Annotated in this window: 29 protein-coding genes; 13 read left to right on the top strand and 16 right to left on the bottom strand. The window is 62.4% G+C overall.

Annotated features, from left to right (window positions below; translation table 11 throughout):
* Positions 1 to 57 precede the first annotated feature (57 nt).
* On the bottom strand, positions 58 to 1,968 hold the full coding sequence (locus ACIPZH_RS23485) for an ATP-binding cassette domain-containing protein (RefSeq protein WP_241805003.1): 1,911 nt from the start codon (positions 1,966 to 1,968) through the stop codon (positions 58 to 60).
* Between the two features lie 50 nt (positions 1,969 to 2,018).
* On the opposite strand from ACIPZH_RS23485, the gene ACIPZH_RS23490 reads away from it, so the two are divergent.
* Positions 2,019 to 2,501 (top strand): TIGR02444 family protein, encoded by a 483-nt coding sequence (locus ACIPZH_RS23490; RefSeq protein WP_400638034.1) that lies wholly within the window; start codon positions 2,019 to 2,021, stop codon positions 2,499 to 2,501.
* On the opposite strand, the gene ACIPZH_RS23495 is transcribed toward ACIPZH_RS23490, so the two are convergent.
* Complete coding sequence (locus ACIPZH_RS23495; protein WP_400638035.1) at positions 2,477 to 3,520, bottom strand: AlgP family protein; 1,044 nt, start codon at positions 3,518 to 3,520, stop codon at positions 2,477 to 2,479. The two genes, ACIPZH_RS23490 and ACIPZH_RS23495, sit on opposite strands and share 25 nt — an antisense overlap.
* Positions 3,521 to 3,744: 224 nt before the next feature.
* On the opposite strand from ACIPZH_RS23495, the gene ACIPZH_RS23500 reads away from it, so the two are divergent.
* Positions 3,745 to 4,410: an FKBP-type peptidyl-prolyl cis-trans isomerase gene (locus tag ACIPZH_RS23500; protein WP_400638036.1), complete on the top strand. Its 666-nt coding sequence runs from the start codon at positions 3,745 to 3,747 to the stop codon at positions 4,408 to 4,410.
* 9 nt (positions 4,411 to 4,419) lie between these two features.
* Here the strand turns inward: ACIPZH_RS23500 and rsd are convergent, their stop codons facing one another.
* From rsd to ACIPZH_RS23535, 7 genes are all read right to left on the bottom strand, one after another.
* Positions 4,420 to 4,890, bottom strand: a complete 471-nt coding sequence (rsd, locus tag ACIPZH_RS23505; RefSeq protein WP_241804999.1) for a sigma D regulator — start codon at positions 4,888 to 4,890, stop codon at positions 4,420 to 4,422.
* Between the two features lie 230 nt (positions 4,891 to 5,120).
* Positions 5,121 to 5,627, bottom strand: a complete 507-nt coding sequence (locus tag ACIPZH_RS23510) for a disulfide bond formation protein B (RefSeq protein WP_400638037.1) — start codon at positions 5,625 to 5,627, stop codon at positions 5,121 to 5,123.
* 223 nt (positions 5,628 to 5,850) lie between these two features.
* The gene (locus ACIPZH_RS23515) at positions 5,851 to 7,089 is read right to left on the bottom strand and encodes a heme biosynthesis protein HemY (protein WP_400638038.1); all 1,239 of its coding nucleotides are present in this window, start codon (positions 7,087 to 7,089) and stop codon (positions 5,851 to 5,853) included.
* Entirely contained in the window at positions 7,086 to 8,186 is a 1,101-nt protein-coding gene (locus ACIPZH_RS23520) for a uroporphyrinogen-III C-methyltransferase (RefSeq protein WP_400638039.1), read from the bottom strand. Before ACIPZH_RS23520 ends, ACIPZH_RS23515 begins: the two co-directional genes overlap by 4 nt.
* Before the next feature lie 45 nt (positions 8,187 to 8,231).
* Entirely contained in the window at positions 8,232 to 8,999 is a 768-nt protein-coding gene (locus tag ACIPZH_RS23525; RefSeq protein ID WP_400638040.1) for a uroporphyrinogen-III synthase, read from the bottom strand.
* Complete coding sequence (gene hemC, locus ACIPZH_RS23530; protein WP_400638042.1) at positions 8,996 to 9,937, bottom strand: hydroxymethylbilane synthase; 942 nt, start codon at positions 9,935 to 9,937, stop codon at positions 8,996 to 8,998. Before hemC ends, ACIPZH_RS23525 begins: the two co-directional genes overlap by 4 nt.
* 134 nt (positions 9,938 to 10,071) lie before the next feature.
* Complete coding sequence (locus ACIPZH_RS23535; RefSeq protein ID WP_241804993.1) at positions 10,072 to 10,821, bottom strand: LytTR family DNA-binding domain-containing protein; 750 nt, start codon at positions 10,819 to 10,821, stop codon at positions 10,072 to 10,074.
* A gap of 309 nt (positions 10,822 to 11,130) precedes the next feature.
* Between ACIPZH_RS23535 and argH the strand changes: the two genes are divergently transcribed.
* On the top strand, positions 11,131 to 12,525 hold the full coding sequence (argH, locus tag ACIPZH_RS23540) for an argininosuccinate lyase (protein WP_241804992.1): 1,395 nt from the start codon (positions 11,131 to 11,133) through the stop codon (positions 12,523 to 12,525).
* Between the two features lie 135 nt (positions 12,526 to 12,660).
* Here the strand turns inward: argH and ACIPZH_RS23545 are convergent, their stop codons facing one another.
* Positions 12,661 to 13,323, bottom strand: a complete 663-nt coding sequence (locus ACIPZH_RS23545) for a glutathione S-transferase (RefSeq protein WP_349975900.1) — start codon at positions 13,321 to 13,323, stop codon at positions 12,661 to 12,663.
* 147 nt (positions 13,324 to 13,470) lie between these two features.
* Here ACIPZH_RS23545 and ACIPZH_RS23550 point away from each other — a divergent pair, with 147 nt between their 5' ends.
* The 4 genes from ACIPZH_RS23550 to ACIPZH_RS23565 all read left to right on the top strand — a co-directional run bounded on the left by ACIPZH_RS23550 (position 13,471) and on the right by ACIPZH_RS23565 (position 18,016).
* A complete protein-coding gene (locus tag ACIPZH_RS23550; protein ID WP_400638044.1) occupies positions 13,471 to 13,770 on the top strand; it encodes a hypothetical protein in 300 nt (99 codons plus the stop codon).
* 69 nt (positions 13,771 to 13,839) lie between these two features.
* Positions 13,840 to 14,085 (top strand): TIGR02647 family protein, encoded by a 246-nt coding sequence (locus tag ACIPZH_RS23555; RefSeq protein WP_012312198.1) that lies wholly within the window; start codon positions 13,840 to 13,842, stop codon positions 14,083 to 14,085.
* A 145-nt stretch (positions 14,086 to 14,230) separates the two neighbouring features.
* Positions 14,231 to 17,095, top strand: a complete 2,865-nt coding sequence (locus ACIPZH_RS23560; protein ID WP_400624410.1) for a class I adenylate cyclase — start codon at positions 14,231 to 14,233, stop codon at positions 17,093 to 17,095.
* Between the two features lie 78 nt (positions 17,096 to 17,173).
* On the top strand, positions 17,174 to 18,016 hold the full coding sequence (locus tag ACIPZH_RS23565) for a hypothetical protein (RefSeq protein ID WP_400638046.1): 843 nt from the start codon (positions 17,174 to 17,176) through the stop codon (positions 18,014 to 18,016).
* A 13-nt stretch (positions 18,017 to 18,029) separates the two neighbouring features.
* On the opposite strand, the gene rnk is transcribed toward ACIPZH_RS23565, so the two are convergent.
* From rnk to cyaY, 3 genes are all read right to left on the bottom strand, one after another.
* Positions 18,030 to 18,440, bottom strand: a complete 411-nt coding sequence (gene rnk / locus ACIPZH_RS23570) for a nucleoside diphosphate kinase regulator (protein ID WP_241804987.1) — start codon at positions 18,438 to 18,440, stop codon at positions 18,030 to 18,032.
* 134 nt (positions 18,441 to 18,574) lie between these two features.
* The gene (locus ACIPZH_RS23575) at positions 18,575 to 18,787 is read right to left on the bottom strand and encodes a DUF1289 domain-containing protein (RefSeq protein WP_241804986.1); all 213 of its coding nucleotides are present in this window, start codon (positions 18,785 to 18,787) and stop codon (positions 18,575 to 18,577) included.
* A 1-nt stretch (position 18,788) separates the two neighbouring features.
* Positions 18,789 to 19,121, bottom strand: coding sequence for an iron donor protein CyaY (gene cyaY / locus ACIPZH_RS23580; protein ID WP_012312194.1), 333 nt, complete (start codon positions 19,119 to 19,121; stop codon positions 18,789 to 18,791).
* 252 nt (positions 19,122 to 19,373) lie between these two features.
* Here cyaY and ACIPZH_RS23585 point away from each other — a divergent pair, with 252 nt between their 5' ends.
* The 6 genes from ACIPZH_RS23585 to ACIPZH_RS23610 are packed head-to-tail and all read left to right on the top strand — an operon-like array spanning position 19,374 to position 23,984.
* Positions 19,374 to 19,577 carry a lipoprotein gene (locus tag ACIPZH_RS23585; RefSeq protein ID WP_012312193.1) on the top strand — a complete coding sequence of 68 codons (204 nt, stop codon included), beginning with the start codon at positions 19,374 to 19,376 and terminating at the stop codon, positions 19,575 to 19,577.
* 9 nt (positions 19,578 to 19,586) lie between these two features.
* Positions 19,587 to 20,834 (top strand): diaminopimelate decarboxylase, encoded by a 1,248-nt coding sequence (gene lysA / locus ACIPZH_RS23590; RefSeq protein ID WP_267820121.1) that lies wholly within the window; start codon positions 19,587 to 19,589, stop codon positions 20,832 to 20,834.
* Positions 20,835 to 20,838: 4 nt separating this feature from the next.
* On the top strand, positions 20,839 to 21,669 hold the full coding sequence (dapF, locus tag ACIPZH_RS23595; RefSeq protein WP_241804984.1) for a diaminopimelate epimerase: 831 nt from the start codon (positions 20,839 to 20,841) through the stop codon (positions 21,667 to 21,669).
* A 13-nt stretch (positions 21,670 to 21,682) separates the two neighbouring features.
* Positions 21,683 to 22,393, top strand: a complete 711-nt coding sequence (locus ACIPZH_RS23600; RefSeq protein ID WP_267820117.1) for a DUF484 family protein — start codon at positions 21,683 to 21,685, stop codon at positions 22,391 to 22,393.
* Positions 22,393 to 23,292, top strand: coding sequence for a tyrosine recombinase XerC (xerC, locus tag ACIPZH_RS23605; protein ID WP_241804982.1), 900 nt, complete (start codon positions 22,393 to 22,395; stop codon positions 23,290 to 23,292). The genes ACIPZH_RS23600 and xerC overlap by 1 nt, the downstream gene beginning before the upstream one ends.
* Positions 23,289 to 23,984: an HAD family hydrolase gene (locus ACIPZH_RS23610; protein ID WP_400638048.1), complete on the top strand. Its 696-nt coding sequence runs from the start codon at positions 23,289 to 23,291 to the stop codon at positions 23,982 to 23,984. The genes xerC and ACIPZH_RS23610 overlap by 4 nt, the downstream gene beginning before the upstream one ends.
* 166 nt (positions 23,985 to 24,150) lie before the next feature.
* Here ACIPZH_RS23610 and ACIPZH_RS23615 read toward each other — a convergent pair whose 3' ends face one another.
* The 3 genes from ACIPZH_RS23615 to sutA form a co-directional block, all read right to left on the bottom strand.
* A complete protein-coding gene (locus ACIPZH_RS23615) occupies positions 24,151 to 24,543 on the bottom strand; it encodes a hypothetical protein (protein ID WP_241804980.1) in 393 nt (130 codons plus the stop codon).
* Positions 24,509 to 25,282 carry a hypothetical protein gene (locus tag ACIPZH_RS23620; RefSeq protein WP_400624396.1) on the bottom strand — a complete coding sequence of 258 codons (774 nt, stop codon included), beginning with the start codon at positions 25,280 to 25,282 and terminating at the stop codon, positions 24,509 to 24,511. The genes ACIPZH_RS23615 and ACIPZH_RS23620 overlap by 35 nt, the downstream gene beginning before the upstream one ends.
* Before the next feature lie 150 nt (positions 25,283 to 25,432).
* A complete protein-coding gene (gene sutA / locus ACIPZH_RS23625) occupies positions 25,433 to 25,762 on the bottom strand; it encodes a transcriptional regulator SutA (protein WP_241804978.1) in 330 nt (109 codons plus the stop codon).
* Positions 25,763 to 25,849: the final 87 nt, after the last annotated feature.

Raw genomic sequence — 25,849 nt, forward strand, 5'->3', positions numbered from 1 at the left:
TGCAAACGCTCAGCCTGACAGCCGCAAACCCTGCGTCGGTCTAGCTCAACCTCGCTGTCAGGACAGCGCCTCAAGCTCGGCCTGCATGCTTTCCAACGTTTCCAGGGCCTGCATCCAGTCTTCCTCGAGTTCGCCTTCACGCTGCTTCAGCTTGCTCTGGCGGGCCAGCAGGTCGCGCAGCTCGTCCTTGCGCGCCCCCTCATAGAGGCCGCTGTCGCCCAAGGCGGTTTCGACCTCGGCCAGCTGCGCATGCACCTGGTTCAGTTCGGCCTCCAGCTTGTCGGCAGCCTTCTTGTGCGGTGCCAGCTGCTGGCGCAAGGCAGCGGCGGCCTGGCGCTGGGCCTTCTTGTCGGTCTTGTCCGGGTTGACCGGCGCGTTGCTCGCCGGTGCGCTGCGCTGCCGGTACTCGACCAGCCAGCGGCTGTAGTCGTCCAGGTCGCCATCGAAGGTATCGACCTTGCCATCGGCCACCAGCAGGAAATCGTCGGTAGTGCTCTTGAGCAAGTGACGGTCGTGGGAAACGACTACCACAGCACCCGCGAACTCCTGCAACGCCATGGTCAGTGCCAGGCGCATTTCCAGGTCCAGGTGGTTGGTCGGCTCGTCGAGCAGCAGCAGGTTAGGCCGCTCCCAGGCGATCAGGGCAAGCGCCAGGCGGGCTTTTTCGCCCCCGGAGAAATTCACCACCGGCTCGTCCACGCGGTCGCCATGGAAGTCGAAACCGCCAAGGAAATCACGCAGGGTCTGCTCGCGCTCGGCCGGCGCAATACGCTGCAAGTGCAACAGCGGGCTGGCCTTGTCGTCCAGCGAGTCCAACTGATGCTGGGCGAAGTAACCGACGGCCAGGTTCTCCCCCAGCACCAGGCGGCCCGACAGCGGCGACAGTTCGCCGGCAAGGTTCTTGATCAGGGTCGACTTGCCAGCGCCGTTGGGGCCCAGCAGGCCGATGCGCGCACCGGGCACCAGCTGCAGCTTGACCTTGTCGAGGATCGCCTTGTCGCCGTAGCCCAGACGGCCTTCGGAAAGGCTCAGCAGCGGGCTGGAAATCTTGTGCGATTCACGGAAAACGAAGTCGAACGGCGAATCCACGTGCGCCGCCGACAGCTCCTCCATGCGCTCCAGGGCCTTGATCCGGCTCTGCGCCTGACGGGCCTTGGTGGCTTGGGCCTTGAAGCGGGCAATGTACTTTTCCATGTGCGCACGCTGGGCCTGTTGCTTCTCGTAGGCTTGCTGCTGCTGCGCCAGGCGCTCGGCACGGGTGCGCTCGAAGGCGGTATAGCCACCCTTGTACAGGTTCAGCTTGCGCTGCTCGACATGCAACACATGGTCGACCACGGCGTCGAGGAAGTCGCGGTCGTGGGAAATCAGCAACAGCGTGCCCGGGTAGCCCTTGAGCCAGTCTTCGAGCCACAGGATCGCATCGAGGTCCAGGTGGTTGGTCGGTTCGTCGAGCAGCAGCAGGTCGGATGGGCACATCAGGGCCTGGGCCAGGTTCAGGCGCATCCGCCAGCCACCGGAGAAGTCGCCGACGCGGCGGTCCATCTGCTCGTTGGTAAAACCAAGACCGGCCAGCAATTTGCGCGCACGGGCATCGGCGGTATAGCCGTCGGCGCTTTCCAGCTCACTGTGCAGGCGTGCCAGGGCAGTGCCGTCGTGGGCGGTTTCGGCCACAGCGAGCTCGGCCTGGACCTTGCGCAGGCGCGCGTCGCCGTCGAGCACATAGTCCACGGCCAGCCGATCGAGGGTATCGACCTCCTGACGCATGTGGGCGATGCGCCAGTCACCCGGCAGTTGGCAGTCGCCGGCATCAGGCGACAGCTCACCGCGCAGCAAGGCGAACAGGCTGGATTTTCCGGCGCCGTTGGCGCCGATCAGGCCGGCCTTGTGACCGGCGTGCAGGGTCATCTCGGCGCCTTCTAGCAAGCGCTGCGGACCACGCTGTAAAGTGAGGTTGGATAGTCTGATCATGATGGTCGCGGAGTCTACCAGCTTCCTCGACCCGGAGCGTAAGTGGAATCATGTACACCGACCTGTGGAATTACGCCCTGGCCCTGTATGGCCGGCCGGGCGTCGAAGCGGCTTGCCTGAGCGTGCAGGCCGAGGGGGGCGATGTGTGCCTTCTGTTGTGCGCAAGCTGGCTGCAAACCCGAGGTGTCGCCGTAGAAGCCGGGCGAATCGACGCTTTACGCGCAATTGCCGAGCCTTGGCAAACTGAAGTGGTAACGCCGCTACGCCATTTGCGCCAGCAATGGCGGGCGGCCGCGCAGCATGACCCGCACCTGCAGGCGTTGCGTGAGCACGTAAAGGGCTTGGAATTACAGGCAGAGAAGCGCTTGCTGCAACGCCTGGAGGCATGTGCAAGGCAATGGCCCACGGGCTCGCCTGAACCCGCGGACGATTGGCTGGCCAGGCTGGCGCCCGACCAGGTCCATGGCCACGACTCGCTGACTCAGCTGCGTGTCGCGGCCACCGGGCTTCAGGAGGCCGAAGACGGCGCCTGAGGCGAGGTGCTTGCCGGTGCGGCGGAGGACGTCGCCGGGGCGGCAGTGCCTGCCGAGTTGGTCACCGCAGGCGCCGCTGGCTTGGCTTCAGCTGGTTTGCTGGTGGCCGGCTTTGCAGCGGCGGGCTTGGCCGCACTCTTGGCAGCTGGTTTGGCTGCGGGCTTGGCCGGGGCCTTGGCAGCTGGCTTGGCTGTGGCCTTAGCGGCAGGATTGGCGGCAGCAGTTTTCGCAGCAGGCTTGGCTGCAGTGGTTTTAGCCGGCGCCTTGGCCGCGGCCGGTTTGGCTGCAGTGCCTCTGGACGTGGCGGGTTTGGCAGGCTTGTCAGCAGCGGCTTTGGTGGGGGCCTTGGTGGCAGCAGGCTTGGCCGCAGCAGTGCGCGATGGCGCCTTGGCTGCAGCCGCTTTGGCAGTGACTGGCTTGGCTGCAGCTTTAGCCGCAGGTTTAGCCGCAGCCTTGGCCGGGGTTTTTACGGCAGCAGGCTTGGCGGCAGCAGCGCGCGACGGTGCCTTGGCAGCAGCGGCCTTGGCAGGCGCTTTTGCCGCAGCGCTGGTGGAAGACCTTGCTGCAGGTTTGGCCGCAGCTTTGGCAGCGGCTGGTTTAGCCGACTTGGCTGCAACTGCCCGTTGGTCCAGGGCCTTGCCAGCAGCCTCACGCACCTTGCCTACACCCTGGGCCAGCTTCAGGCTTTCCTGAGCATCGCGTTTGAGTTGCTGGATATAAGTACGGGTTTGCGTCTGGCGCTCTTTGAGCGAGTCGAGCAACGACTCGAGTTCACCAATGGCTTTCTGGGCTTTGCCTTGCGCCTTGGTTTTACCTGCCTTGGCCGCGTCCTGTAATTTCAGGCGACCGTTGTGCAGTTTTTCCTGAGCCTTGCCACGCTGCTTCTCCAACTTCGCCAGCAGTTTTTCCGCATCGGCCAGCGCTTGCGAGCAAGCATCTTCCAAGTGTTCGAGCAAGCTGCCCGAAAGTTGCTGGAGCAGGTGTAACGGCGTACTTACTGGCTTCTTCTTGGCCGACATGGTTTACCTCCTGGCTGACGAGATTGCGGCTAATACTATGCTTGTGCTGCTACCGCCGCTAGGGCATGTGGACAGTATCGTTGGCGCCGCGTTGCATGCCTGGGCAAAGTTGTTGTCTTGCAGCTGCGTGAAAGTGTAGTTGCTCAACAAATGGTTGCCGAGATTTACGCAAATCGATGCAACAAGGCTGGCATACTTCTCAGCTCTTGAGCTCGGAGTTGACCATGCCTCGTTATCTTTTTATCGGCCTGTGCCTGGCGGCTCCCATCGCACTCGCCGCCCCTGAAACGGTGCCCCCCAGTGATCACGACGTGGCCTACAGCCTGGGCGCCAGCCTGGGGGAGCGGCTGCGCGAGGAAGTGCCTGGATTGCAACTGGAGGCTTTGGTTGAAGGGCTTCGCCAGTCCTACCAGAACCAGCCGCTGAAACTCGACAAGGCGCGCATGCAAGCCATTCTTCAGCAGCATGAAGAACAGGCGAACAACGCCGCCGTGCAAGCCGAAGTGGAAAAACTGCAAGGCATCGAGGCGCGCTTCATGGCCAACGAGCGCGCACGAGCCGGTGTGCATGAGCTGCCTGAGGGCGTGCTCTACAGTGAACTGAAAAGTGGTAACGGCGCGCAGCCCAACCCCAAGAGCAAGGTGCAGGTACGCTATGTAGGCAAGTTGCCTGACGGCACCGTATTCGATCAGAACCAACAGCCACAGTGGTTCAGCCTGGACTCGGTGATCGAAGGCTGGCAAGTGGCGTTGCCACATATGAAAACGGGGGCGAAATGGCGCCTGGTGATCCCATCGGCACAAGCCTACGGTGCCGAGGGCGCGGGTGACCTGATCGCGCCCTATACGCCACTGGTGTTCGAGATAGAACTGCTGGCGGTCGGCGACTGACGCCGACCCTCAAGCCTCGACCGCGCCCTCTTCCTTGTGCGCGGTATGCAGCACTTCGATCAGGCAGTCTTCGAGCTCGAAGCGTTCATGCAGCAGACTACCAAGCTCGCCGAGCTTCTTGGCGAAACGGTCCGGGTCCTTGCAATCGCCCTTTTCGCAATGGTCATTGAAGGCCGACGCGATTTCGGTGATGGCATCGATACGCGGAGTGATTTGCTTGGCCAGCTCCAGGCCACGCGTGTCACCGAAAGCTTTGGCTTCACTGACCAATTGCTCGCTGACTTCAAAATGCCAAGCCGACACATAATCGACCAGCACCGCGCAGAAATCTCGGTTTTTTTCCTTGTCCGCAAATGCCGGCTTGGCATCGCGCAAGGCACGAAAAGCCTGAACCAGCTCCTCTCGCTCCTTGAGCCAGCGGTCGATCAGCTTGTGAACCCCACCCCAGCGTTCCTGGGCGTTCTGACAACTATCGAGCATGGCGATCTCATCCCTTCTGGGTAGATGCCGCTGCACCTCGCACCCCGATCGTGCGGCACAAAGGTGACATCAGCAGGACGGCATCGAGCAGTTGTGTTTTTGATAGGCGTGCAGGGAGATTATTCCCGTGCGTGCTGCCCTTCAAGGTACGCAGCAGACAAAGTTCATACAAGTGTTTAATACCCTGGGGCAGCACCACTGGTCGTGCCGGCTAGCGCAGCCGCACCCAATCAAGCGTTGGCCAGCGTGCGGAAACGATACGCCATCAGGCGAGTCAAGGGCAGCACTGCCAGCAGCAAGAAGGACAACAGGCTCCATTCGGGCAAGGTCAGGTCCAGAAAGCTCCAGGTCAGCGAGCTGCAATCGGGGCCGCCAAGCAAGAGTTGACGGGCCGCTTCACCCCAGGAGCGTTCCAGTACATGCCAGAAAGGCACCGGGCACTCCTGGCTCGTAGCGATCTCCCCTTGTATCCAGACATGCCTGGCCGCCAGCAGGGCCCCGGCCGCGGAACAGCCCAGGGCAGCACGCGCGTACTGGCGCATAGCGGCAACGCCCGACGCATGCACGGCCGCACACAGGCAGATCATGGCATACACGCCCAGCAGGAACCGCTGACTGAAGCACAGCGGGCAAGGCACCAGACCGAGGGTGATCTCCAGGTAAAAGGACGCGACCAGCACCGCCAACGAGGCAAGGCAGGCCGGTAGAAAAAACGTGCGCAAGCGGGCCGGCAACATGAAAGGTGGTGGTCCCGGGGCAAATTGAGTGGCTTGGAACGGTAGAGGAAAGAGGTGCTTTGTTTCAAGGCACTACAGGGGAGATAAGTCACTGAGGGGTAGCAGAAATTTCCAATCGCAATGTGGGAAAAATCTTGCGAAGGGTATTACAGAATAACGCAGGGATCGCGAGACGCCTCAAACACCCCATGAGCCCGCCCTCAGCGCGGGCTCATGGGATCTCTCAGGCGCGCACGCCCTGCGGCAATGGCAGGGCCAACAAACGCTCATCGAGCAGGCCCAGGCCTTCCTGGAACAGTTGGTTGCTGCGCTCGGTCTCCCCCAGGCTAGCCAGCAGCCGGGCCAGTTCAGCGCAGGTCTCTGGGTTGCGCTCCATGCGCAAGCTGCTTTCCAGGTAATCGCGCGCCTTGCCCCAAAGGCGGTTTTGCAAGCTCAGACGCCCAAGCGTCAGCAACAGGCTCGGGTCCTGTGGGTGCGCCTTGAGCCAGCCCTCGGCTGTTTGCAGTTGGCGCGCCGGATCATCGCCGCGCACCAGGCCATAGAGCCGCGCCAGGTGACTTTCGTAATCACGCTTGAGCGCGGCACGTAATACCTGCTCGGCCTCGCCTTGAGCGCCAACCTGGCGCAGTTGTTCGGCATAAGCCAGCACCAACCGGGGCTCTTGACGCTGGGCCGCAGTCAGCTGTTGCCAGGCCCGCTCCAACGACTGACGGGCGCTTTGCTCATCGTCGCCACGGGTCGCCGCAAGCCCCAGGTTCTGACCCCAGGCACGCTGCTCCAGTGCAGCGAGCTCCTCGGCCGGCAGCACTTTGCCCTTGCGCAAATCAGGCAACAGGCGGATCAGCTCCGACCAGTCGCCGCGCTCCAGATACAGGCGCTGCAACAGGCGCAAGACCTGGTTGTTGTGCGGGTGCCGCTCCTGCATGGCCAGCAGGGCGTCCAGGGCGCCGTCGCTTTCGCCACGGTCCATCTGCAATTGCGCATGGGCCAGGGCGACCGCCAATTCCGCCTGGGGCTGACGCTCCAGTGCACGCTCGAGCAGGTTGTCCCTGTCTTCGGTACGCCCCTGTTCATTGGCCGCCCGTGCGGCACCGAGGTAATACAGCAATGGCTGGCGTTCGGCCTCGGCTGCGCGGTGCAAGTGGCGCTGGGCGCTGGCCCAACGGCCCTCTGCGAGGTCCAGTTGGCCCTGCTCGATCGCGATGCGAATGCGACGGCTGCGGTTACGTCGCGACCACGGGTTGACCACGCCACTGGACGTCAGCACCAGCCCGACCAGGTAGCGCAGCAGCCACAACAGTACAAATACGGCAACCAGGGCCGCGAGCGCCGCCCACAGCCCGGACTGGTAACGGAAGCCACCGTAGGAGACCAGCACGTAGCCGCTGTGTTTGGCCACCGCGATGCCCAGTGCCGCGGCGATCACAATCGCCAGCACGGCCAGCAGGTACACACGCTTCATGGCTTGCCCCCCTCGCCCTCGGCAGGCAGGTGGCGGCGCTGGATATACGCCTGCACCGCCGCCAGGCTTTCACTGAGGTCCGGGGTAACCACCGACACCGGTTGCTCGGCCAGCGCATTGAGGCTTTCGAGCATGGCCTTGCTCTGCGGGTTGTCAGCGTCGAAATTGGCCACCAGCACACTGCGCGCGTCATCCAGCGCTTGGGTGTAGACCTTGGCGTCGCCATTGAGCGCAGCCCACTGGGCTTGCTCGATGGTCAGGCTCAGGGCCAGGCGCAACTGGTTGAGCGACTGCCCGGCCAGCAACGGACGTACATTGTCGTCGGCGTTGAAATCGATCTGGAAGTACTTGGAAATCTCCGCCCACCACTGCGCCAGGCGGCTGGCGCCATCGCCATCGGCGGTCAAGGCACCGAGGGCATCGGCATCGCTGTCGAACTCCGGCGACTGGGCGTTGAGGTGCTGCACCAACTCTCGCTGGGCCGCCAGTTTCAGATACAACCCGGTACGGTCCGGTTGCTGGGTGCTGTTGAGCGTTGCCAGACTACGCGCCAACTGTTCGCGGGCGGCAAAGGAACCAGGGTCGCTTTGCTCGCGCAGAATTTCGTCTGCGCCTTCGACCAGGGCCTTGGCGCTGGTGATGTCCTGCAGGGCCGAAAGCCGCAAAGTAGCCAGGCGCAACAGGTGCTCGGCCTCGGCCAGGCGCCATTCCTTGCGGCTTTCGCCAAGCACGGTTTCCAGGCGCTGGCTCAGGCGCTGCTGGTCACCCTGCAACTGCGCCACCAGGCGGCGGCGGTCTTCCAGTTCGCTGGCTGCCGGCAGGCTGGCCAACTGGGCACTGATCTGTTGCTCGCGCTGCTGCAGAGCAGCGGCACGCTGGCTCAGCGTCTCAAGGTGCTGACGTTGGCTCAGCTCATTGCCTTGCAGATGCCGCACCTGCCAAACACCCCACCCGCCCACTGCGACCCCGGCGGCACCCACTAACAATGCCAGCAAGGCCAGGCCTGTGCCGGAACGTTTGGCAGGTGGCGGGGTGACGGGTTGCGTCGGCTCCTGCGCCGACGGCTGATCGTTGTGGGACAAGACAGTTTCGCTCACGTATCCATCCTTTGCATGGGGGCGCGTCGCTCTGAGCTTAGCGCCTTAAGAGGCAGGTGCAGCGCTGCGCTGCACGGCTGCCAGCAAGGCCGTGGCACTCGCGCCACGACAATCCACAATCTGTTGTGCCCCTGCGGCCCTGGCCTGCTCGGCGACCCTGGGGCTCGGCACGAACAAGGGCAAGCGAGCCACACGCGGCCAATCGGCAGCGGCCAACTGTTGCAGGTGTTCAAGACCCTGCCCACTGCTGACCACCACGCCGTTCAGGCGTTCCGCTTCGATGCGAGCCACCAGCGTGCCCGCCGGGTATACCGGCAGGCAACGACGATACAGTTCCAGATAATCGACACTAGCACCTTGCTCTGCAAGACGCTCGGCCAGCAGTTCGCGACCTCCTACCCCACGGGCGATCAGGACACGGGGTGCGGGACCCTTGATAGCCTGGTCCAACGCCGGGAGCATGAGCAAGGCTTCGCTGTCGTCACCCTGTGCAGGGAAAGCCACCGACAGCCCCGCAGCCTGCAACACCGCCGCCGTGGCTTGACCTACGGTGAACCAACCAGCTGGGGGCGGCTGCAGCCCTGCTTGAGCAAGCTGCGCAAGCAGCAACCTGGCGGCCGGCTTACTGACCACGATCATCGCCTGGTACTGCCCTAGGCCGGCAAGCTGCTGACGCTGCTGAGCATCCATCTGCACCGGCTCGATCGCCAGCAACGGCAGGCACTCGCTGGCAATGCCGGCCGCGGCCAGCGTGTGGGCCAGCGCCGCGCAGTCCTCTTCAGGACGGGTCAGCAACAGGCGCCACGAACTCACGGATGCCCGGCCTCACCATAGACTTCCTTGAGAATGGCGGCGGCACCTTGGCCCAGAAGGTCTTCGGCCACCTGCACCCCCAAGGTTTCAGCGGATGCCCGCGGTGCACGCGCCTCAGCCATCAGCAGGGTCCCACCGCTGGGCTGGCCGACCAGGCCGCGCAGCCATAGCTGCTCGCCTTCGAGCACGGCATAGCAGGCAATCGGTACCTGGCAGCCACCGTTCAAGTGCTTGTTCAACGCGCGTTCGGCCACCACACGGTCAGCGGTATCGATGTGGTGCAAAGGCGCCAACAGCGCATGGATCTCGCTGTCTGCGCTACGGCACTCGATACCCACCGCGCCCTGGCCACCGGCCGGCAGGCTGTCGTCGACACTGATGCTGGCGGTGATGCGGTCTTCGAAGCCCAGACGGATCAGGCCCGCCGCGGCAAGGATGATGGCGTCGTACTCACCGGCATCGAGCTTGGCCAGGCGAGTGTTGACGTTGCCACGCAGGAAGCGGATTTGCAGGTCAGGGCGGCGGGCCAGCAACTGGGCCTGACGGCGCAGGCTGGAGGTGCCGACGATGCTGCCGGCCGGCAGCGCTTGGAGGCTGGGAAAACGGTTGGAAACGAAGGCATCGCGGGGGTCTTCACGCTCGCAGATGCAGTACAGGCCCAGGCCTTCGGGGAAGTCCATGGGTACATCCTTCATCGAATGCACGGCGATGTCGGCCTCATTCTCCAGCAGGGCCGTTTCCAGCTCCTTGACGAACAGGCCTTTGCCGCCAATCTTCGCCAGCGGCGCGTCGAGCAGTTTGTCGCCGCGGCTGACCATGGGCACCAGCGTCACCAGAAGGCCAGGGTGCGCCTGTTCTAGGCGGGCTTTGACATATTCGGCCTGCCACAGGGCCAAGGCACTTTTACGGGTGGCAATGCGGATTTCGCGAGTGGACATGGAACGCCCCGATGCTTAGGAATGCCGCCGATGATAACAGCTCCGTCGGTATCGCTAGCAGATGTGGGTCATTAACCAGGCTGGCCATGCGCGCCCTCATCGCCAGGTCGCCGGCGATGGGGCACTTGCAGCGCTCAGAGCGTCTGCATCATCTTGCGTACGCCAGCCACATGCCGGCGGCTGACAGTCAAGGCATCACCATTGAGGCCTTTGAGGAACAGTTGAAAATGCCCAAGCGGCGTGCGCTGCAGGCGTTCGATGCGATCGCGGGCTACCAGGGCGTTGCGGTGGATGCGCACGAAGCGGTCGCCGAACTCATCTTCCAAGGCCTTGAGTGGCTCATCGAGCAACACTTCGCCCGCTTCGTGGCGCAGCGTGACGTATTTGTGGTCGGCGATGAAATAGATCACCTGGAGCAAAGGGATCAGCTCGATGCCCTTGCGCGTACGCGCGCTGATATGGCGGCGCGGGCCACCCCCTTCACTTCCTGGCCGGGTCAGCGCCGCCAACTGCGTGCGACTGGGTTTCTCAGCTTTGCGCAAAGCATCACGCAGAGCATGGGGATGGATCGGTTTGGATACATGGCTGAGGGTGCTGTCGGTGAAAGCCTCTGCGCCGTACTTATCGTCATCGGCGTCGCTGCAGAACACTACCGATGGCGGTGATTCGCGCTCGCACAAGCGGGCCGCGACCTGCAGGCCATCAAGGCCCGGCATGCGAATATCCAGCAGGACCACATCAGGCTTGAGGCTTTCAATCAGGGCCAGGGCCTCCTCGCCGCTGGTGGCACTGGGCTCCAGCACGGTGTACCCCTCCAGCTCCCCGAATAGCCGCGCCAAGCGTTCACGGGGTAGGGATTCGTCATCAACGATCAGGACATTCATAATTGCTCTGGATTCCTGAGTGAGTCTCGCACAGGTATAGCGTAGACAGTTGCAGGTCGAGCGACACTGCGGTCACGCTCTAGACCAATACGATGGCCAAAGATTCACTGCGCTGGCAGATTCGCTGCCAGTCCTTTGTCCAACTGTAGACGGTCCGTGGAACACTGCCGTTCAATCGTTGAATATCGTCTTTACCTCAATCGAGCGGGGTTTTATGCCGATTTCTGTCGACCGGCGTCCTTCGGCCACACGCCCAACCCTGCTATTATCGCCGCCACTTTTTCGTTCACGCCTTCAACGAGTGAATCCATGAGCACCGACAAGACCAATCAGTCCTGGGGCGGCCGCTTCAGTGAACCCGTCGACGCCTTCGTCGCCCGCTTCACCGCCTCGGTCGATTTCGACAAGCGCCTGTACCGCCACGACATCATGGGTTCGATCGCCCACGCCACCATGCTGGCGCAGGTCGGTGTACTCAGCGATGCCGAGCGCGACACCATCATCGACGGCCTGAACACCATCCAGGCTGAAATCGAGGCCGGCAATTTCGACTGGCGCGTCGACCTCGAAGACGTGCACATGAACATCGAAGCACGCCTGACCGACCGCATCGGCATCACCGGCAAGAAACTGCACACCGGCCGTAGCCGCAACGACCAGGTCGCCACCGACATCCGCCTGTGGCTGCGCGACGAGATCGACCTGATTCTGGCCGAAATCACCCGCTTGCAGCAGGGCCTGCTGGAACAGGCCGAGCGCGAAGCCGAAACCATCATGCCGGGCTTCACCCACCTGCAGACCGCCCAGCCGGTCACTTTCGGCCACCACCTGCTGGCCTGGTTCGAAATGCTCAGCCGCGACTACGAGCGCTTGGTGGACTGCCGCAAACGCACCAACCGCATGCCCCTGGGCAGCGCTGCGCTGGCCGGTACCACCTACCCGATCGACCGCGAGCTGACCTGCAAGCTGCTCGGTTTCGAAGCCGTGGCCGGCAACTCGCTGGATGGCGTGTCGGACCGTGATTTCGCCATCGAATTCTGCGCGGCCGCCAGCGTGGCGATGATGCACCTGTCGCGCTTCTCTGAAGAGCTGGTGCTGTGGACCAGCGCCCAGTTCCAGTTCGTCGATCTGCCCGACCGTTTCTGCACTGGCAGCTCGATCATGCCGCAGAAGAAGAACCCCGACGTACCTGAGCTGGTGCGCGGCAAGAGCGGCCGCGTGTTCGGCGCCCTGACCGGCCTGCTGACCTTGATGAAAGGCCAGCCGCTGGCCTACAACAAGGACAACCAGGAAGACAAGGAGCCGCTGTTCGACGCCGCCGACACCCTGCGCGACTCGCTGCGTGCCTTCGCCGACATGATCCCGGCCATCAAGCCCAAGCACGCGATCATGCGCGAAGCGGCCCTGCGCGGCTTCTCCACCGCCACCGACCTGGCCGACTACCTGGTGCGTCGCGGCCTGCCGTTCCGTGATTGCCACGAGATCGTCGGCCATGCGGTGAAGTATGGCGTTGACACCGGCAAGGACCTGGCCGAGATGAGCCTGGACGAACTGCGCCAGTTCAGCGACCAGATCGAGCAGGACGTATTCGCCGTGTTGACGCTGGAAGGCTCGGTGAATGCCCGTAACCACATTGGTGGTACTGCGCCTGCCCAGGTGCGCGCTGCCGTTGTGCGCGGCAAGGCATTGCTGGCTTCGCGCTAAGCGCCATTGCGAGGGCTTCGCCCTCGTTCGCCGGCAAGCCGGCTCCCACAATGACCGCGCCGCTCTCAAGCGGTGCGCAATCCCTGTAGGAGCCGGCTTGCCGGCGATTGGGCTGCACAGCAGCCCCTCTTCAGATCAGCGCTTGCCGCTGCGGATCATCTCCATGAAGGCCGGCATTGCCGCCTCCTTGTCCGCCAGAATCTTCGCCATGTGCGGGTTCTCGCGCATTTTCTCCAGCAACGCCTTCGCCTGCGGGAAGTCTGCGAGGAAGTCGATGCCCAGCACCTTCTTGCCTACCGCACACGCCAGATCGACCGAGAAGCAGAACATCAGGTCGGCAATGGTCAGTTGCTCACCGGCCACATAGGGTGCAAAACGGCCATTGCGCTTCAAGGTGGCGAAGCCCGCCAGCAGATCCGCACGCGCCCGCTCCTTGATCACTGAATCGACCTCCATCCCAAAGAACGACTCGGCATAGCAGGTACGCGCCGGCAGTTCGATATACAGCTCGATCTCCTTGAGCAGCTCACGCACTTTCGCCTGTTCGAATGGATCGGCCGGCAACAGCGCCTTGCCGCCCTGCGTCTGCTCGATATAGTCGAGAATCACGCTGGTCTCGCTGATGAAGCCGTGTTCGGTTTCCAGCACTGGCACCTTGCCGCGCGGGCTGACTTCCAGCGCTTGCGGTGCCTGGCCGCCATAAAAGGTGACCTCTTCGAACGGCAAGCCTTTTTCCAGCAGGGCCAGCTTGACCATGTTGTAGTAGTTGCTGACCGAGAATCCGTGAAGCTTGAGCATGGGGTAACAGCCTCCAGGCCGTAAGGGGTTGGCTGGGCAGTTATAGCCCCTGGGGCTGCGCCTGACCAGCATCATGCTCCCGGTCGATGACCGGGCATTGCCGGCGCGGGCGTGGCAAACTGTGCGCCCCACCACAGGAGTACCGCCATGAGCGAGCACGACGAAATCGACAATGACGACGAAGCCTTCGCCGAGGCGACGCTGACCCAGGCCATCGAAAACCAGATCGAAAGCGGCGAACCGCCGGCCGCCAAGGCGACGTTCAACAAGCTGAGCCTCGTCGGCTACGAGCGCGAAGACATCCTCAACCTCATGGCCCACGTGCTGGCCATCGAGATCGACAACATGCTCGACGAGGACCGCCCGTTCAACACCCAATGGTACGAAACCGCCCTGCGCGCGTTGCCCGAGCTACCCCCTGAGGCAGATCAAGGCGCGGACGAATAACCCGACTACACTCCAGGGTCAGGCACCGTTGGCGGTGCCGCCATCCTCGTCTGGAAGTCAGGAGTCGCCATGTCCTTCACCCCCGAACTGATTGCTGAACTGGAAGTCCTTGCCCTGTTCAATCTGGACAGCAGCCAGGAAGGCATCAAGATTCACGCCAATGCCTCACCCGCGCTGGTCGCAGCGGCTCGACGCCTGCATGAAAAGCAATTGACCGATCAGCCTGATGGCGGTTACCTCACCAGCCTTGGGCATGACGCGGTCGAAAGCGTGCAACTGCTGCTGAACATCCTCAAGTCGCCCCAGCCGGCGTAACCTGCCCGGCCCCATCGCCGGCAAGCCGGGGATGGGGCACACAAAGGCGCGAGAAAAATGGCGTCAAAACTCCAACTGCCGCTTATCCGAGTGCATTACTCAGGCTAAACTCGCCAAAGTTCCCCCGGCCTGCCCTGAGTTCGCAATGACCCATCCCCACGAGATTCGCCCTGATATCGAAGACGGCATCGACCGCAAGGTGCTGGCGAAATTGCGTGCGCGGTTCCTGCAGCTGAACATGGGCCGGCTACAGCGCGCCATGGATGGGCTTTCGACCCGCCAGCAACAGGTTTTGACCCTGCTACCGCTGCTGTTTCACGTCAACCATCCCCTGTTGCCTGGGTATGTTTCGGGTAGCACACCGGCCGGCGTGTCGGGCTTCGAGCCCGATGCCAACCTGGTCGCCGAGGGCCAACGGCTGGCGCGGTCATTCACTTACAAGACACGCCTGGGCAACCCCAACCGCCCGATACACGGCCTGTACCTGATGGGCAGCCTTGGCACGCTGGCCCAGGCCGAGCAAAGCGACATCGACCTGTGGGTCTGTCATGCCCCCGGCCTGGGTGACAGCCAGCTCGAAGAGCTGCGGCGCAAATGCCAGTTGCTCGAAGCCTGGGCTGCCAGCCTCGGCGCCGAAGCACATTGCTTCCTGATCGACCCGCAAAGCTTCGCCCGAGGCCAGCGCGACAGCCAGCTCAGCTCCGACGACTGTGGTACCACCCAGCACTACCTGCTGCTCGACGAGTTCTACCGCACGGCCATCTGGCTGGCCGGGCGCACACCGCTCTGGTGGCTGGTGCCGGTGTATGAAGAGCGCAATTACAGCAGCTATACCGAAACCTTGCTGTCCAAGCGTTTCATCCGCAGCACCGATGCCCTCGACCTGGGCAACCTGGCCCACATCCCGGCCGGCGAGTTCGTCGGTGCTGGCCTGTGGCAGCTGTTCAAAGGTATCGACTCACCTTACAAGTCACTGCTCAAGCTGTTGCTAACCGAGGTCTACGCCAGCGAACACCCAGCCGTGCGCTGCCTGAGCCTGGACTACAAACAGGCGGTCTTCGCCAACCACCTCGACCTCGACGCGCTTGACCCCTATGTCATGGTTTACCGGCGCATCGAACGCTACTTGCTAGCACGCGGTGAAACCAGGCGGCTGGAGCTGGCAAGACGCAGCCTTTACCTGAAGGTCAACAAGAAGCTCAGCGGCCTGGACCGCGCACGCAGCAACGGCTGGCAGCGCCGCTTGCTCAAGCGCCTGGCCGATGAGTGGGGCTGGGACGAGCGCCAGCTGGCCTTACTCGACAGCCGTAGCCAGTGGAAGGTACGCCAGGTGGCGGTCGAGCGCCGCGAGCTGGTCGCCGAGCTCAACCACAGCTACCGCTTTCTCAGCCAGTTCGCGCAAAACCAGAACGCCAACAGCCGCGCCGACCAACGCGACCTCAACGTACTGGGCCGGCGCCTGTACGCAGCCTTCGAGCGGCGCGCCGGCAAGATAGAGGTGATCAACCCAGGCATCGCACCGGACCTCGCCGAGGACACCCTGACACTGGTTCAGTCACCCAACCGCAAGGAACCCGGCAGCCACCACTGGGGCCTGTACAACGGCAACCTGGGCGTCCACGAGTGGGAGCATTTCAGCCCGATCAAGCGTTGCCGGGAGCTGCTCGAACTGCTGACCTGGGCCCACCGCAACGGCGTTATCGATAGCACTACGCGCTTTGCGCTGCACCCAGGCGTCAGCGACTTGAGCGAATTCGAGCTGTTCAACCTGCTTGGCAGCCTGCAGCAAAGCATTCCCTTGCCGCTTGAGGCCGTCAGCGAAGTGCGATTGCTGCAGCCCAGCGTGGCCGAAGAGATCCTGCTGCTGGTCAACGTTGGCGTCGACCCGCTGCGCCACCACCGCGACCTGAACATCCTGATGACCACCGAGCGCACCGACTCGCTGAGCTATGCAGGCGTGCGCGAAAACCTGGTGCTGACCCTCGATCAGGTCACCCTCAACAGCTGGAACGAGGTGCTGGTGCAGCGCTACGACGGCGAGCACGCCCTGCTGCGCTGCATGCGGGACTTCCTCAACAGCCTCGGCCAGCGCAGCCACCGGCCGCGCGTGCGGGTGCGTTGCTTCTGCCACAACCGCGCGCAAGCCATCAGCCAGCGGGTCGAGGAAATTTTCGACACGGTGCAATTACTGCTCGACCAGGGCCGCAACCACCGCTACCTGCTGCAGGTGGCGCAGTACACCCACGCACTGGAACTGGTGCCCGGCCAGGTCAGCCTCGCCACCCTGACCGATCACGATGCCGTGCTCGATTACCTAAGCGAAGAACGCAGCGCCTACAGCCCACTTTATCTGGATGCCAACGCACTGCAGGACCACGACCTTTCGCTGCTGCTGGAACAAGGCCGCCCCGGCTGCATTCAGGTGTTCTACCGCCTGCTCGAGGGCTGGGCCGACCTGTATGTGCTGGATGAGTACAACGCGTTATGGCAGCAACGCCTGCCATTGCACGACGAGAATCACCTGCTATTGCCCCTGCAGCGCTTTCTGCGCTCGGTGGTAATGCGCCACGACGCCCGCGTGCCGCTCGATAACCTGCACCAGGCATCTTTGTACATCGATTATGCTCAGCTACTGCCCTCGGGCACGGGCAAGGCACGCAGCATCGAGCCCCGACCGACGCCAGACATCGTCAACGATCAGCCCTACTATGAAGTTCAGGCCATCCTCCAGGCCGGCACCGGCGATGACGTGCACGTCACGCTCTACTGCGACCAACTGGAATTCTCCGAACTGGACCACGGCGATGAACTGTACACCGTGGTAGCCAGGCAGATTCTGAGCCAGCGCCGCGATGCCGGGCATTATCGTTGCTACATCACTGACCTGGACCTGTCCGAACTGCTCGATGACGAACAGGGTTCGACCCTCCTCTACCTGCGCTACAAGCGGGAGCTGGAAAAAGCCCTGAACGACGGGTTGGAGCAGTTGCAGGCGTCGCTCGCACCTTGACCCCGGTGCGCTTTCCCTCTGCACGGCCGCACACGGCGGCAACATCCTTGGGCACTCAATCAATGACTGGAGTGCGTCATGGACAAGCAGAACTGGATGGGCGCCCTGCCCGAATTAGGCCGCCTGCGTATCGATCAGCTGATTCTCCCCGGCAGCCATGACTCTGGGATGGACAAGCAGGCGGACAACATCGTCCCGCCCCAGGAAGTGACCCAGGACGTTTCCTGCATCGAACAGGTTCGCGGCGGCATCCGCGTGCTTGATCTGCGGGTGCGCGCCAACCGCGAGTACACGCCCGATTCGCCTTATCGCTACAAGCTGTTCCACCTGAGTACATCGGGGCGCACCGTACAGGGCGACATCGCCCTGGAACTGAACCGCTTTTACGAAGACCCGGCAAACGTTCGTGAAATCATCATTCTCGACTTCCATGGGTTCGACAACTTCAGCGACCAGGAACATGCCTGGTTGCAGGAGATGCTGGAGAAGCACCTGGGCCAGCGCATCATCCCCTGGGCGTTGCACACCCTGACGCTGGATCAACTCTGGATTGAACACCCAGGCAAGACCGTGGTGATTGCGTACAACAACTCCGCCCGCGGGCAGCACTGGCCAGGCGTGGAACATGGCTGGATGGGTGAGAACACACCGTCCACCGAAGAGCTGAAAGCCTTCATGGACGAGCGGGCGCAACGCTATAAACCTGATTACACCCTGCGTTCCATCCAGTGCGCCAAATACAACAAAGGGTGGTTTTCGCCGGACGACTTCAGCGACAAGGTCGATGAATGGTTCGAATCAACAGGTATCGACAGTTACATCCAGAACTTCCACATCATCAACACGGACTGGTCGCTGCGCAGCAGGATCGTCGACAACTGCATCGATGCCTGCTCTATCAGGGCGCGGAACACGCCCTGAAAGCCATGGGGGATCAGAGGTCGAAATCGCCTGCCGCTTCCGGCTGGTATTCCACCTCCAGCAGCTTGAGCTTAAGGGTCTTGCCGCCCGGCGCCGGCCAATCGATCTGTTCACCCACCGACAAGCCAAGCAGCGCGCATCCGATCGGTGCCAGGACCGAGACCTTGCCTTCGCCGCCGGCATCCTTCGGGTACACCAGGGTCAGGTGGTAGTCCTTGCCACTGGCCTCTTCACGGCAGTGCACGCGCGAGTTCATGGTCACCACGCCGGCCGGCACGTCCTCGTGACCGACCACCTGCTCGGCGCGGTCCAGCTCCTCCTGCAGGGCGAGCACACCTGGGGTGCTTTCGTCGAGGCTGTCGATCAGGCGCTCGAGACGCTGCACGTCCAATCGGGTAAGGATGAGGGAGGGCTTGGTGCTCATGATCCAGTCAGACTCCATTGAACAGGTGGTTTTCTAAGGGCAGATAAAGCAAAACCCCGCCCAGAGGGCGGGGTTTGATGAGTGCTTTGGCGTCACCGACGCATAACCCGACACTACCACAGCCGGGCAAATACTCAACCCTGCGTGCGCAAGGCCTCGGCTTCGCGGCAAATCTGCCGGCGCCGTTCGTCATCAGCCGAGCGCCACTCGCGAATGTGCTCGACATGGCGATGGCAACCGGTGCAAACGCGCTGTTCATTCAGCCGGCACACGCTGATGCACGGCGACGGCACCGCTGGGCTGACGTTACTGTAAAGCGGCTTGGCCGGCCGCGCCTGGGCGCTCATTTCAGATCTCGTCGAAGTCCAGCTTTTCGCCGGCCCGCTCCCAGACAATCCGCTCGAGCATCTCGCCCAGCAGCTCTTCGCTCTTCTCGCAGACCCACTTGCCGCTCTCTTCGTCGTAATCGAAGTGGAAGCCCCCGGAGCGGTCGGCCAGCCAAAGCTGACGCAGCGGCTCCTGGCGGCTGAAGATCAGCTGGCTGCCATTGTCGAACTTGATGGTGAGGACGCCGGCGGAATTCTCCATGTCCAGGTCAAGGCCGCTCTCGTCGAACAGGTCTTCCAGGGCCTGTTGGGTGGCGTCGACCAGATCATGGAAACGCGCTTCGCTCAAACTCATTGCAGGAACCTCGAAATTGGCTGCGTTACAGGCAGGTCGGGCACGATACGGGCGCTTGGCGCCAGCCGCAAGCGGGGAGCTTCAAGCGGCAGGAAAAAGCTCAGCCTACACCTGAACGTTTTTTCTTGCCGCTTGCCGCTCGCCGCTGGTGGCCAATTTCTGCCCGCCCGGCGGACCGGCTCTTGCATAGGCAATCCGGCAGTCGCTCGGTATACTCGGGCGCAATACTGCATATTTCAAAGGATTTCACCCATGAAGCGCCTGATTTCCTCGCTCGCGGCGCTGGTCGCGGTTGCCTGCCTCGTTTCGGCCTGCGGTCAGAAAGGCCCCCTTTACCTGCCAGAAGACGGCAAGGACGGCAAGGGCAGCCAGAAGTCGCATCAGCACCAGCACGCTCAGCCTGTCCAGCCACAGGATGAACAGCCAATCGAGCCCGAGCAAACGCCAGAGCAGTAAGGAAATCAGATGAACGCTTTCAATTACCGCGACGGTGAACTGTTCGCGGAGGGCGTGGCCCTGTCGGCCATCGCCGAACGGTTCGGCACCCCCACCTACGTGTACTCGCGCGCCCACATCGAGGCCCAGTACCGCAGCTATACCGATGCCCTGCAAGGTGTCGAGCACCTGGTGTGCTTCGCGGTCAAGGCTAACTCCAACCTTGGCGTGCTGAACGTGCTGGCCCGCATGGGCGCAGGCTTCGACATCGTTTCCGGCGGTGAGCTGGAGCGGGTACTGGCCGCCGGTGGGCGGGCTGACCGCGTGGTGTTCTCCGGCGTCGGCAAGACCCGCGAAGACATGCGCCGGGCCCTGGAAGTCGGCGTGCATTGCTTCAACGTCGAATCCACCGACGAACTGGAGCGCCTGCAGGTCGTAGCCGCCGAGATGGGCAAGGTGGCCCCGGTCTCGCTGCGGGTCAACCCGGACGTCGATGCCGGTACCCACCCGTACATCTCCACCGGCCTCAAAGAGAACAAGTTCGGCATCGCCATCGCCGACGCCGAAGCCATCTATGTGCGTGCCGCGCAGCTGCCAAACCTGGAAGTGGTCGGTGTCGACTGCCACATCGGCTCGCAGCTGACCAGCGTAGACCCATTCCTCGACGCCCTCGACCGCCTGCTGGACCTGGTCGACCGCCTGGCCGACTGCGGCATCCACCTGCGCCACCTGGACCTGGGCGGCGGTGTTGGCGTGCGCTACCGCGACGAAGAGCCGCCGCTGGTAGCCGATTACATCAAGGCCATCCGCGAGCGCGTCGGTGATCGTGACCTGGCCCTGGTGTTCGAGCCTGGCCGCTACATCGTGGCCAACGCCGGTGCCCTGCTGACCCGCGTTGAATACCTCAAGCACACCGAACACAAAGACTTCGCCATCATCGATGCGGCGATGAACGACCTGATCCGTCCGGCCCTCTACCAGGCCTGGATGGGCGTCAGCGCCGTCATCCCACGCGAAGGCGAAGGCCGTGCCTACGACCTGGTCGGGCCAATCTGCGAAACCGGCGATTTCCTCGCCAAGGACCGCCAGCTGAACCTGGCCGAAGGTGACCTGCTGGCTGTGCAGTCCGCGGGCGCCTATGGTTTCGTCATGAGCTCGAACTACAACACCCGTGGCCGTTGTGCGGAAATCCTGGTCGACGGCGATCAGGCTTTCGAAGTCCGCCGTCGCGAGACCATTGCCGAACTGTACGCTGGCGAAAGCCTGCTGCCGGAGTGACCCCATGCTTCTGCGTTTTACCAAGATGCATGGGCTGGGCAATGACTTCATGGTCCTGGACCTGGTCAGCCAACACGCACACATCCAACCCAAGCACGCCAAGCAATGGGGCGACCGCCACACCGGGATCGGCTTCGACCAGCTGCTGATCGTCGAGGCTCCGAACAATCCGGAAGTGGATTTCCGCTACCGGATCTTCAATGCCGACGGTTCGGAAGTGGAGCAATGCGGCAACGGCGCACGCTGCTTCGCACGCTTCGTGCTGGACAAACGCTTGACCGCGAAAAAGCGTATCCGTGTGGAAACCAAGGGCGGCATCATCGAACTGGACGTGCAGAACGATGGCCAGGTGTGTGTCGACATGGGGCCGCCGCGCTTCAATCCCGCCGAAATCCCATTCGACGCTGATGAGCAGGCGCTCAGTTACCCGCTGGAGGTGGACGGCGAAGTGCACGCTATCGCTGCCTTGTCCATGGGTAACCCGCATGCCGTGCTGCGCGTCGATGACGTACATACTGCGCCGGTCCATGACCTGGGCCCGAAAATCGAAAACCACCCACGCTTTGCGCAGCGGGTTAACGCCGGTTTCCTTCAGGTCATTGACCGCCACCGCGCCAACCTGCGGGTATGGGAACGTGGTGCCGGCGAGACCCAGGCCTGCGGCACCGGTGCTTGTGCAGCCGCCGTGGCAGCCATCAGCCAGGGCTGGATGGACTCTCCGGTGACCCTGGACCTGCCTGGTGGGCGCCTGCACATCGAGTGGGCCGGCCCCGGCACGTCCGTGTTGATGACTGGCCCAGCCGTACGTGTCTACGAAGGACAGGTTCGTCTCTAAGCGAGTAACTGCCATGACCGATCAGCCCAAGGTTGTACCCCAGCAGTCCAGTGAGCTCGACGCCGAAGCGGTGGTCGCCTACCTGCGCGCCCACCCGACCTTCTTCGCCGAACATGATGAACTGCTGGTCGAGCAGCGTATCCCTCACCAGCGTGGCGACAGCGTGTCGCTGGTGGAGCGCCAGCTCAAACTGCTGCGCGATCGCAACATCGAGATGCGCCATCGCCTGTCGCAACTGATGGACGTGGCCCGGGACAACGACCGGCTGTTCGACAAGACGCGCCGGCTGATCCTGGACCTGCTCGATGCCGGCAGCCTGGAAGAAGTGGTCATGGCGGTCGAAGACAGCCTGCGCCAGGAGTTCCAGGTACCGTTCGTCAGCCTGATCCTGTTCGGTGACCATGCAGCGCCGGTCGGCCGTTGGGCCAGCAATGCCGAGGCCCAACAGGCCATCGGCGGCCTGCTGGGCGGTGGCAAGACAGTCAGTGGCAACCTGCGTGAGCACGAACTGGTGTTCCTGTTCGGTGAGCAGCAGCATCAGGAAGTGGGCTCCAGCGCCGTCGCTGCCCTGGAGTACCAAGGGTTGCACGGCGTGCTGGCGATCGGCAGCCGCGACCCGCAACACTACAAAAGCAGCGTCGGCACCCTGTTCCTTGGCTACATCGCCGAAGTGCTCGCCCGCGTGGTCCCGCGCGTTACCCAGCCCCTGCGCCCGGTGCGCTGATGGAACGCCAGCTGGAGGCTTATTGCGCTCACCTGCGCAACGAGCGCCAAGTGTCCGAACACACGCTGCTGGCCTACCGTCGCGACCTCCAAAAGGTCATCGAATACTGCAACACCCAAGGCATCGCTGGCTGGGGCGCATTACAGATCCAGCAACTGCGCCAACTGATCGCCCGCCAGCATCATCATGGGCAGTCCTCGCGCAGCCTGGCGCGGCTGCTGTCGGCGGTACGCGGGCTGTATCGCTACCTGAACCGTGAAGGCCTCTGCCAGCACGACCCTGCCAGCGGCCTGAGCGCGCCCAAAGGCGAGCGCCGGCTGCCCAAGGTGCTGGACACCGACCGCGCCCTGCAACTGCTCGACGGCGGCGTGGACGACGACTTCATCGCCCGCCGCGACCAGGCGATCCTCGAACTGTTCTATTCCTCTGGCCTGCGCCTGTCCGAGCTGACCAACCTCGACCTCGAACACCTGGACCTTGCCGCCGGCCTGGTGCAAGTGCTCGGCAAGGGTGGCAAGGCGCGCGTGCTGCCTGTGGGCCGCAAGGCGCGCGAGGCCATGCAGCAATGGTTGCGACTGCGCGGTATCGGCGGCCCGCGTGACGGCGCCGTGTTCATCAGCCGCCAAGGCAACCGCCTTGGGCCACGGGCTATCCAGATGCGGGTCAAGGCAGCCGGTGAACGCGAACTGGGCCAGCACCTGCACCCGCACATGCTTCGCCATTCATTCGCCAGCCATGTGCTGGAATCGTCCCAGGACCTGCGGGCGGTGCAGGAAATGCTCGGCCATGCCGACATCAGCACCACACAGATCTACACCCACCTGGACTTCCAGCACCTGGCCGCGGTGTACGACAGCGCCCACCCACGGGCCAAACGCAGCAAAGGCACAGACTCATGAGCATCAAGCTGATCACGTTCGACCTTGACGACACCCTGTGGGATACCGCGCCAGTGATTGCCAGCGCGGAAGTCGTGCTGCGCGACTGGCTGCAGGCCAACGCTCCGATCCTTGGCGGCGTGCCGGTGGAACACCTGTTCGCCATTCGCGAACGCCTGGTACAGGCCGAGCCAGGCCTCAAGCACCGCATCAGTACCCTGCGCCGGCGTGTGCTGTTCCACGCCCTGGAAGAAGTCGGCTACAGCGAGAAGCAGGCACAAGAACTGGCCAACGAGGGCTTTGAAGTGTTCCTGCATGCACGCCATAAGGTCGAAGTATTCCCTGAAGTGCAGCCGGTGCTGGAGATTCTGCGCCATCACTACACCTTGGGCGTGGTCACCAACGGCAACGCCGATGTAAGCCGTCTGGGGCTGGCGGATTACTTCCGCTTTGCCCTGTGTGCAGAGGACCTGGGCATCGGCAAGCCAGACCCGGCGCCGTTCATGGAAGCACTCAAGCGTGGCGAGGCTGAAGCCAGTGCGGCGGTGCATATTGGTGATCACCCAGGCGACGACATCGCCGGGGCCCAGCGTGCCGGTTTGCGCGCCGTCTGGTTCAACCCGCAGGGTAAGGCCTGGGCGGGCGAGCGGGCGCCGGATGCCGAGATCCAGCGCTTGTCCCAGCTGCCCGACGTGCTCGCGCGCTGGCGCTGACAGGGGCCGCTTCGCGCCCCATTCGCGGGGCAAGCCCGCTCCCACAGTAATACCACCGCCCTTAGGCATTGTGCGGTTCCTGTGGGAGCGGGCGTGTCGGGGCGCCGAACCGCCGCAAAGAGGCCGGCACAGGCCATACAAATCTCACAGGCACAACAAAGACTGTTCAATTGCTGGCTAACCGGTGATGCGATCGTTGGCGATGCAGCCACCACCAGGAGGTGCCGCCCTTGATCAGCTCTGAAAGCCCTATGAAACCAAGCATCAGCCACGGATCGTAATCGGGTACGAAGCTAGCCCAGATCAACAATATCGAGAGCGAAGGTGCAGCGAAAAGCAGCCTAAAGGGTATCTGCGCGAGCCCTAAATACACACCAGACTTTCTGCCACTGAGGAGAAGCACAGTGCTGAGAATGATCGAAACGTGCAGAACCAGATTCATCAAAATGAGCATAACGGTTAGCAGACCTTGCTCTCGCCATAAGCTCAACATGCTCTGCAAGTCAGTAAAGAAAGGTAGATGGCTACGCCGCACGCTGGCTACGATGTAGAGCAGCAAAGAAAGGGCATCCAGAATGCCCCACAATTGCAATACCCAACGCTCTTCTTTTCGTCCTCCGGGCATCATTTTTTTCTCGGTGTTCGTAGGTTTCAAAAGGAAGAACTGGCTGCCAGTGCCAAGATTTTCCACTGACCTGCCACTTATCATCTCCTTCAGAATACCGCTGCGTTATAGCTCGCAATTCCCCATAGCGACGAATAACAGATCGTGATGCCAGATGATCATCATTACCATCGAGGGGAACCCATTGCTGGGTTACGACACGGGTGGTGTTGTCATAATCCTTGCCTTCCGAGCCGAAGAGACGACCCTCGTCACCCAGCGAGCCTAGGCGGTTTTGCAGCATCGCGAATGTATTTTTCAACCCGTCATAATCGATGTCGATCGTGCGCCACTTACCAGGCCCTCTCTCATCATCGGCCTGCTGCTTGAACGGCCCTGGCAGAGGAAAGCACTGAGTTGCACCTTGGTAACCATCTATCCTCATGGGCTTGAATGGTTCGTTGGTCAAAAATAGCCACCTGCCGCTTCTGATTTCTTCGACTGCTACCTCGATATCTTTGGCGGAAAGGTCTCGCTGAAGGGTGATGCCGCAACTCCTGAGAAACTCATCCTTACCGTCAAGGCGACTGTTCCCTTTAAGAGCACGCTCTACGTTTCCCTTAGCAAAAAAAGGGTCCTCTACTCTAGAAAAGTCTTCCTTGCGTAGCTTGCAACGACGAACCAGTTTGTCCATAAACACCTCCAGAATCAGTGAGCAATGCTTGCCTGGAAGCGACAAAATGGCCTAGCTGAAAACACCTACTTTTTGTGTAAGAAATAACTGCAATTTTCGTCAGGCACAAAAAAGCCCGCAGCGACGGCGGGCTCTTTTGTATTCAGCCACTCAGATAGGGCGGCTGCCGTACTTGTTGTCCGGCTTCTTGGGCGGGTCGGCGACTACGTTGGCCTCGACTTCCTGCACCTTGCCACCGCGCGAAAGGAATTCTTCCATCGCCTTGGCCAGGGCATCACGCTCCTTTTGCTTGGCTTCCATGCTCGGCATCTCGTCTACCGAAACAGCTGCCTTGGATTTACCCTTGGCGACCGGTGCCGGGCTGCTGTCGTCATCGCCAGCGTCCTCGGCAACATCGTCAGCCGCAGCTTCGAGGCCATCATCAGCCTCGTCTTCGTCGCCTACTTCGAGGTCATCATTTTCCAGATCGTCGTCGCTCATGTTCTACCTCATGACTTGCGAAAAGCAGGTTAGTTATAGACCAGTGCAGCCGTAGACCGGCAGCCACCAGTGAAAATTCAACTGGCC

Source organism: Pseudomonas sp. NPDC089758 (assembly GCF_044748705.1).
Classification (GTDB): Bacteria; Pseudomonadota; Gammaproteobacteria; order Pseudomonadales; family Pseudomonadaceae; genus Aquipseudomonas; species Aquipseudomonas putida_X.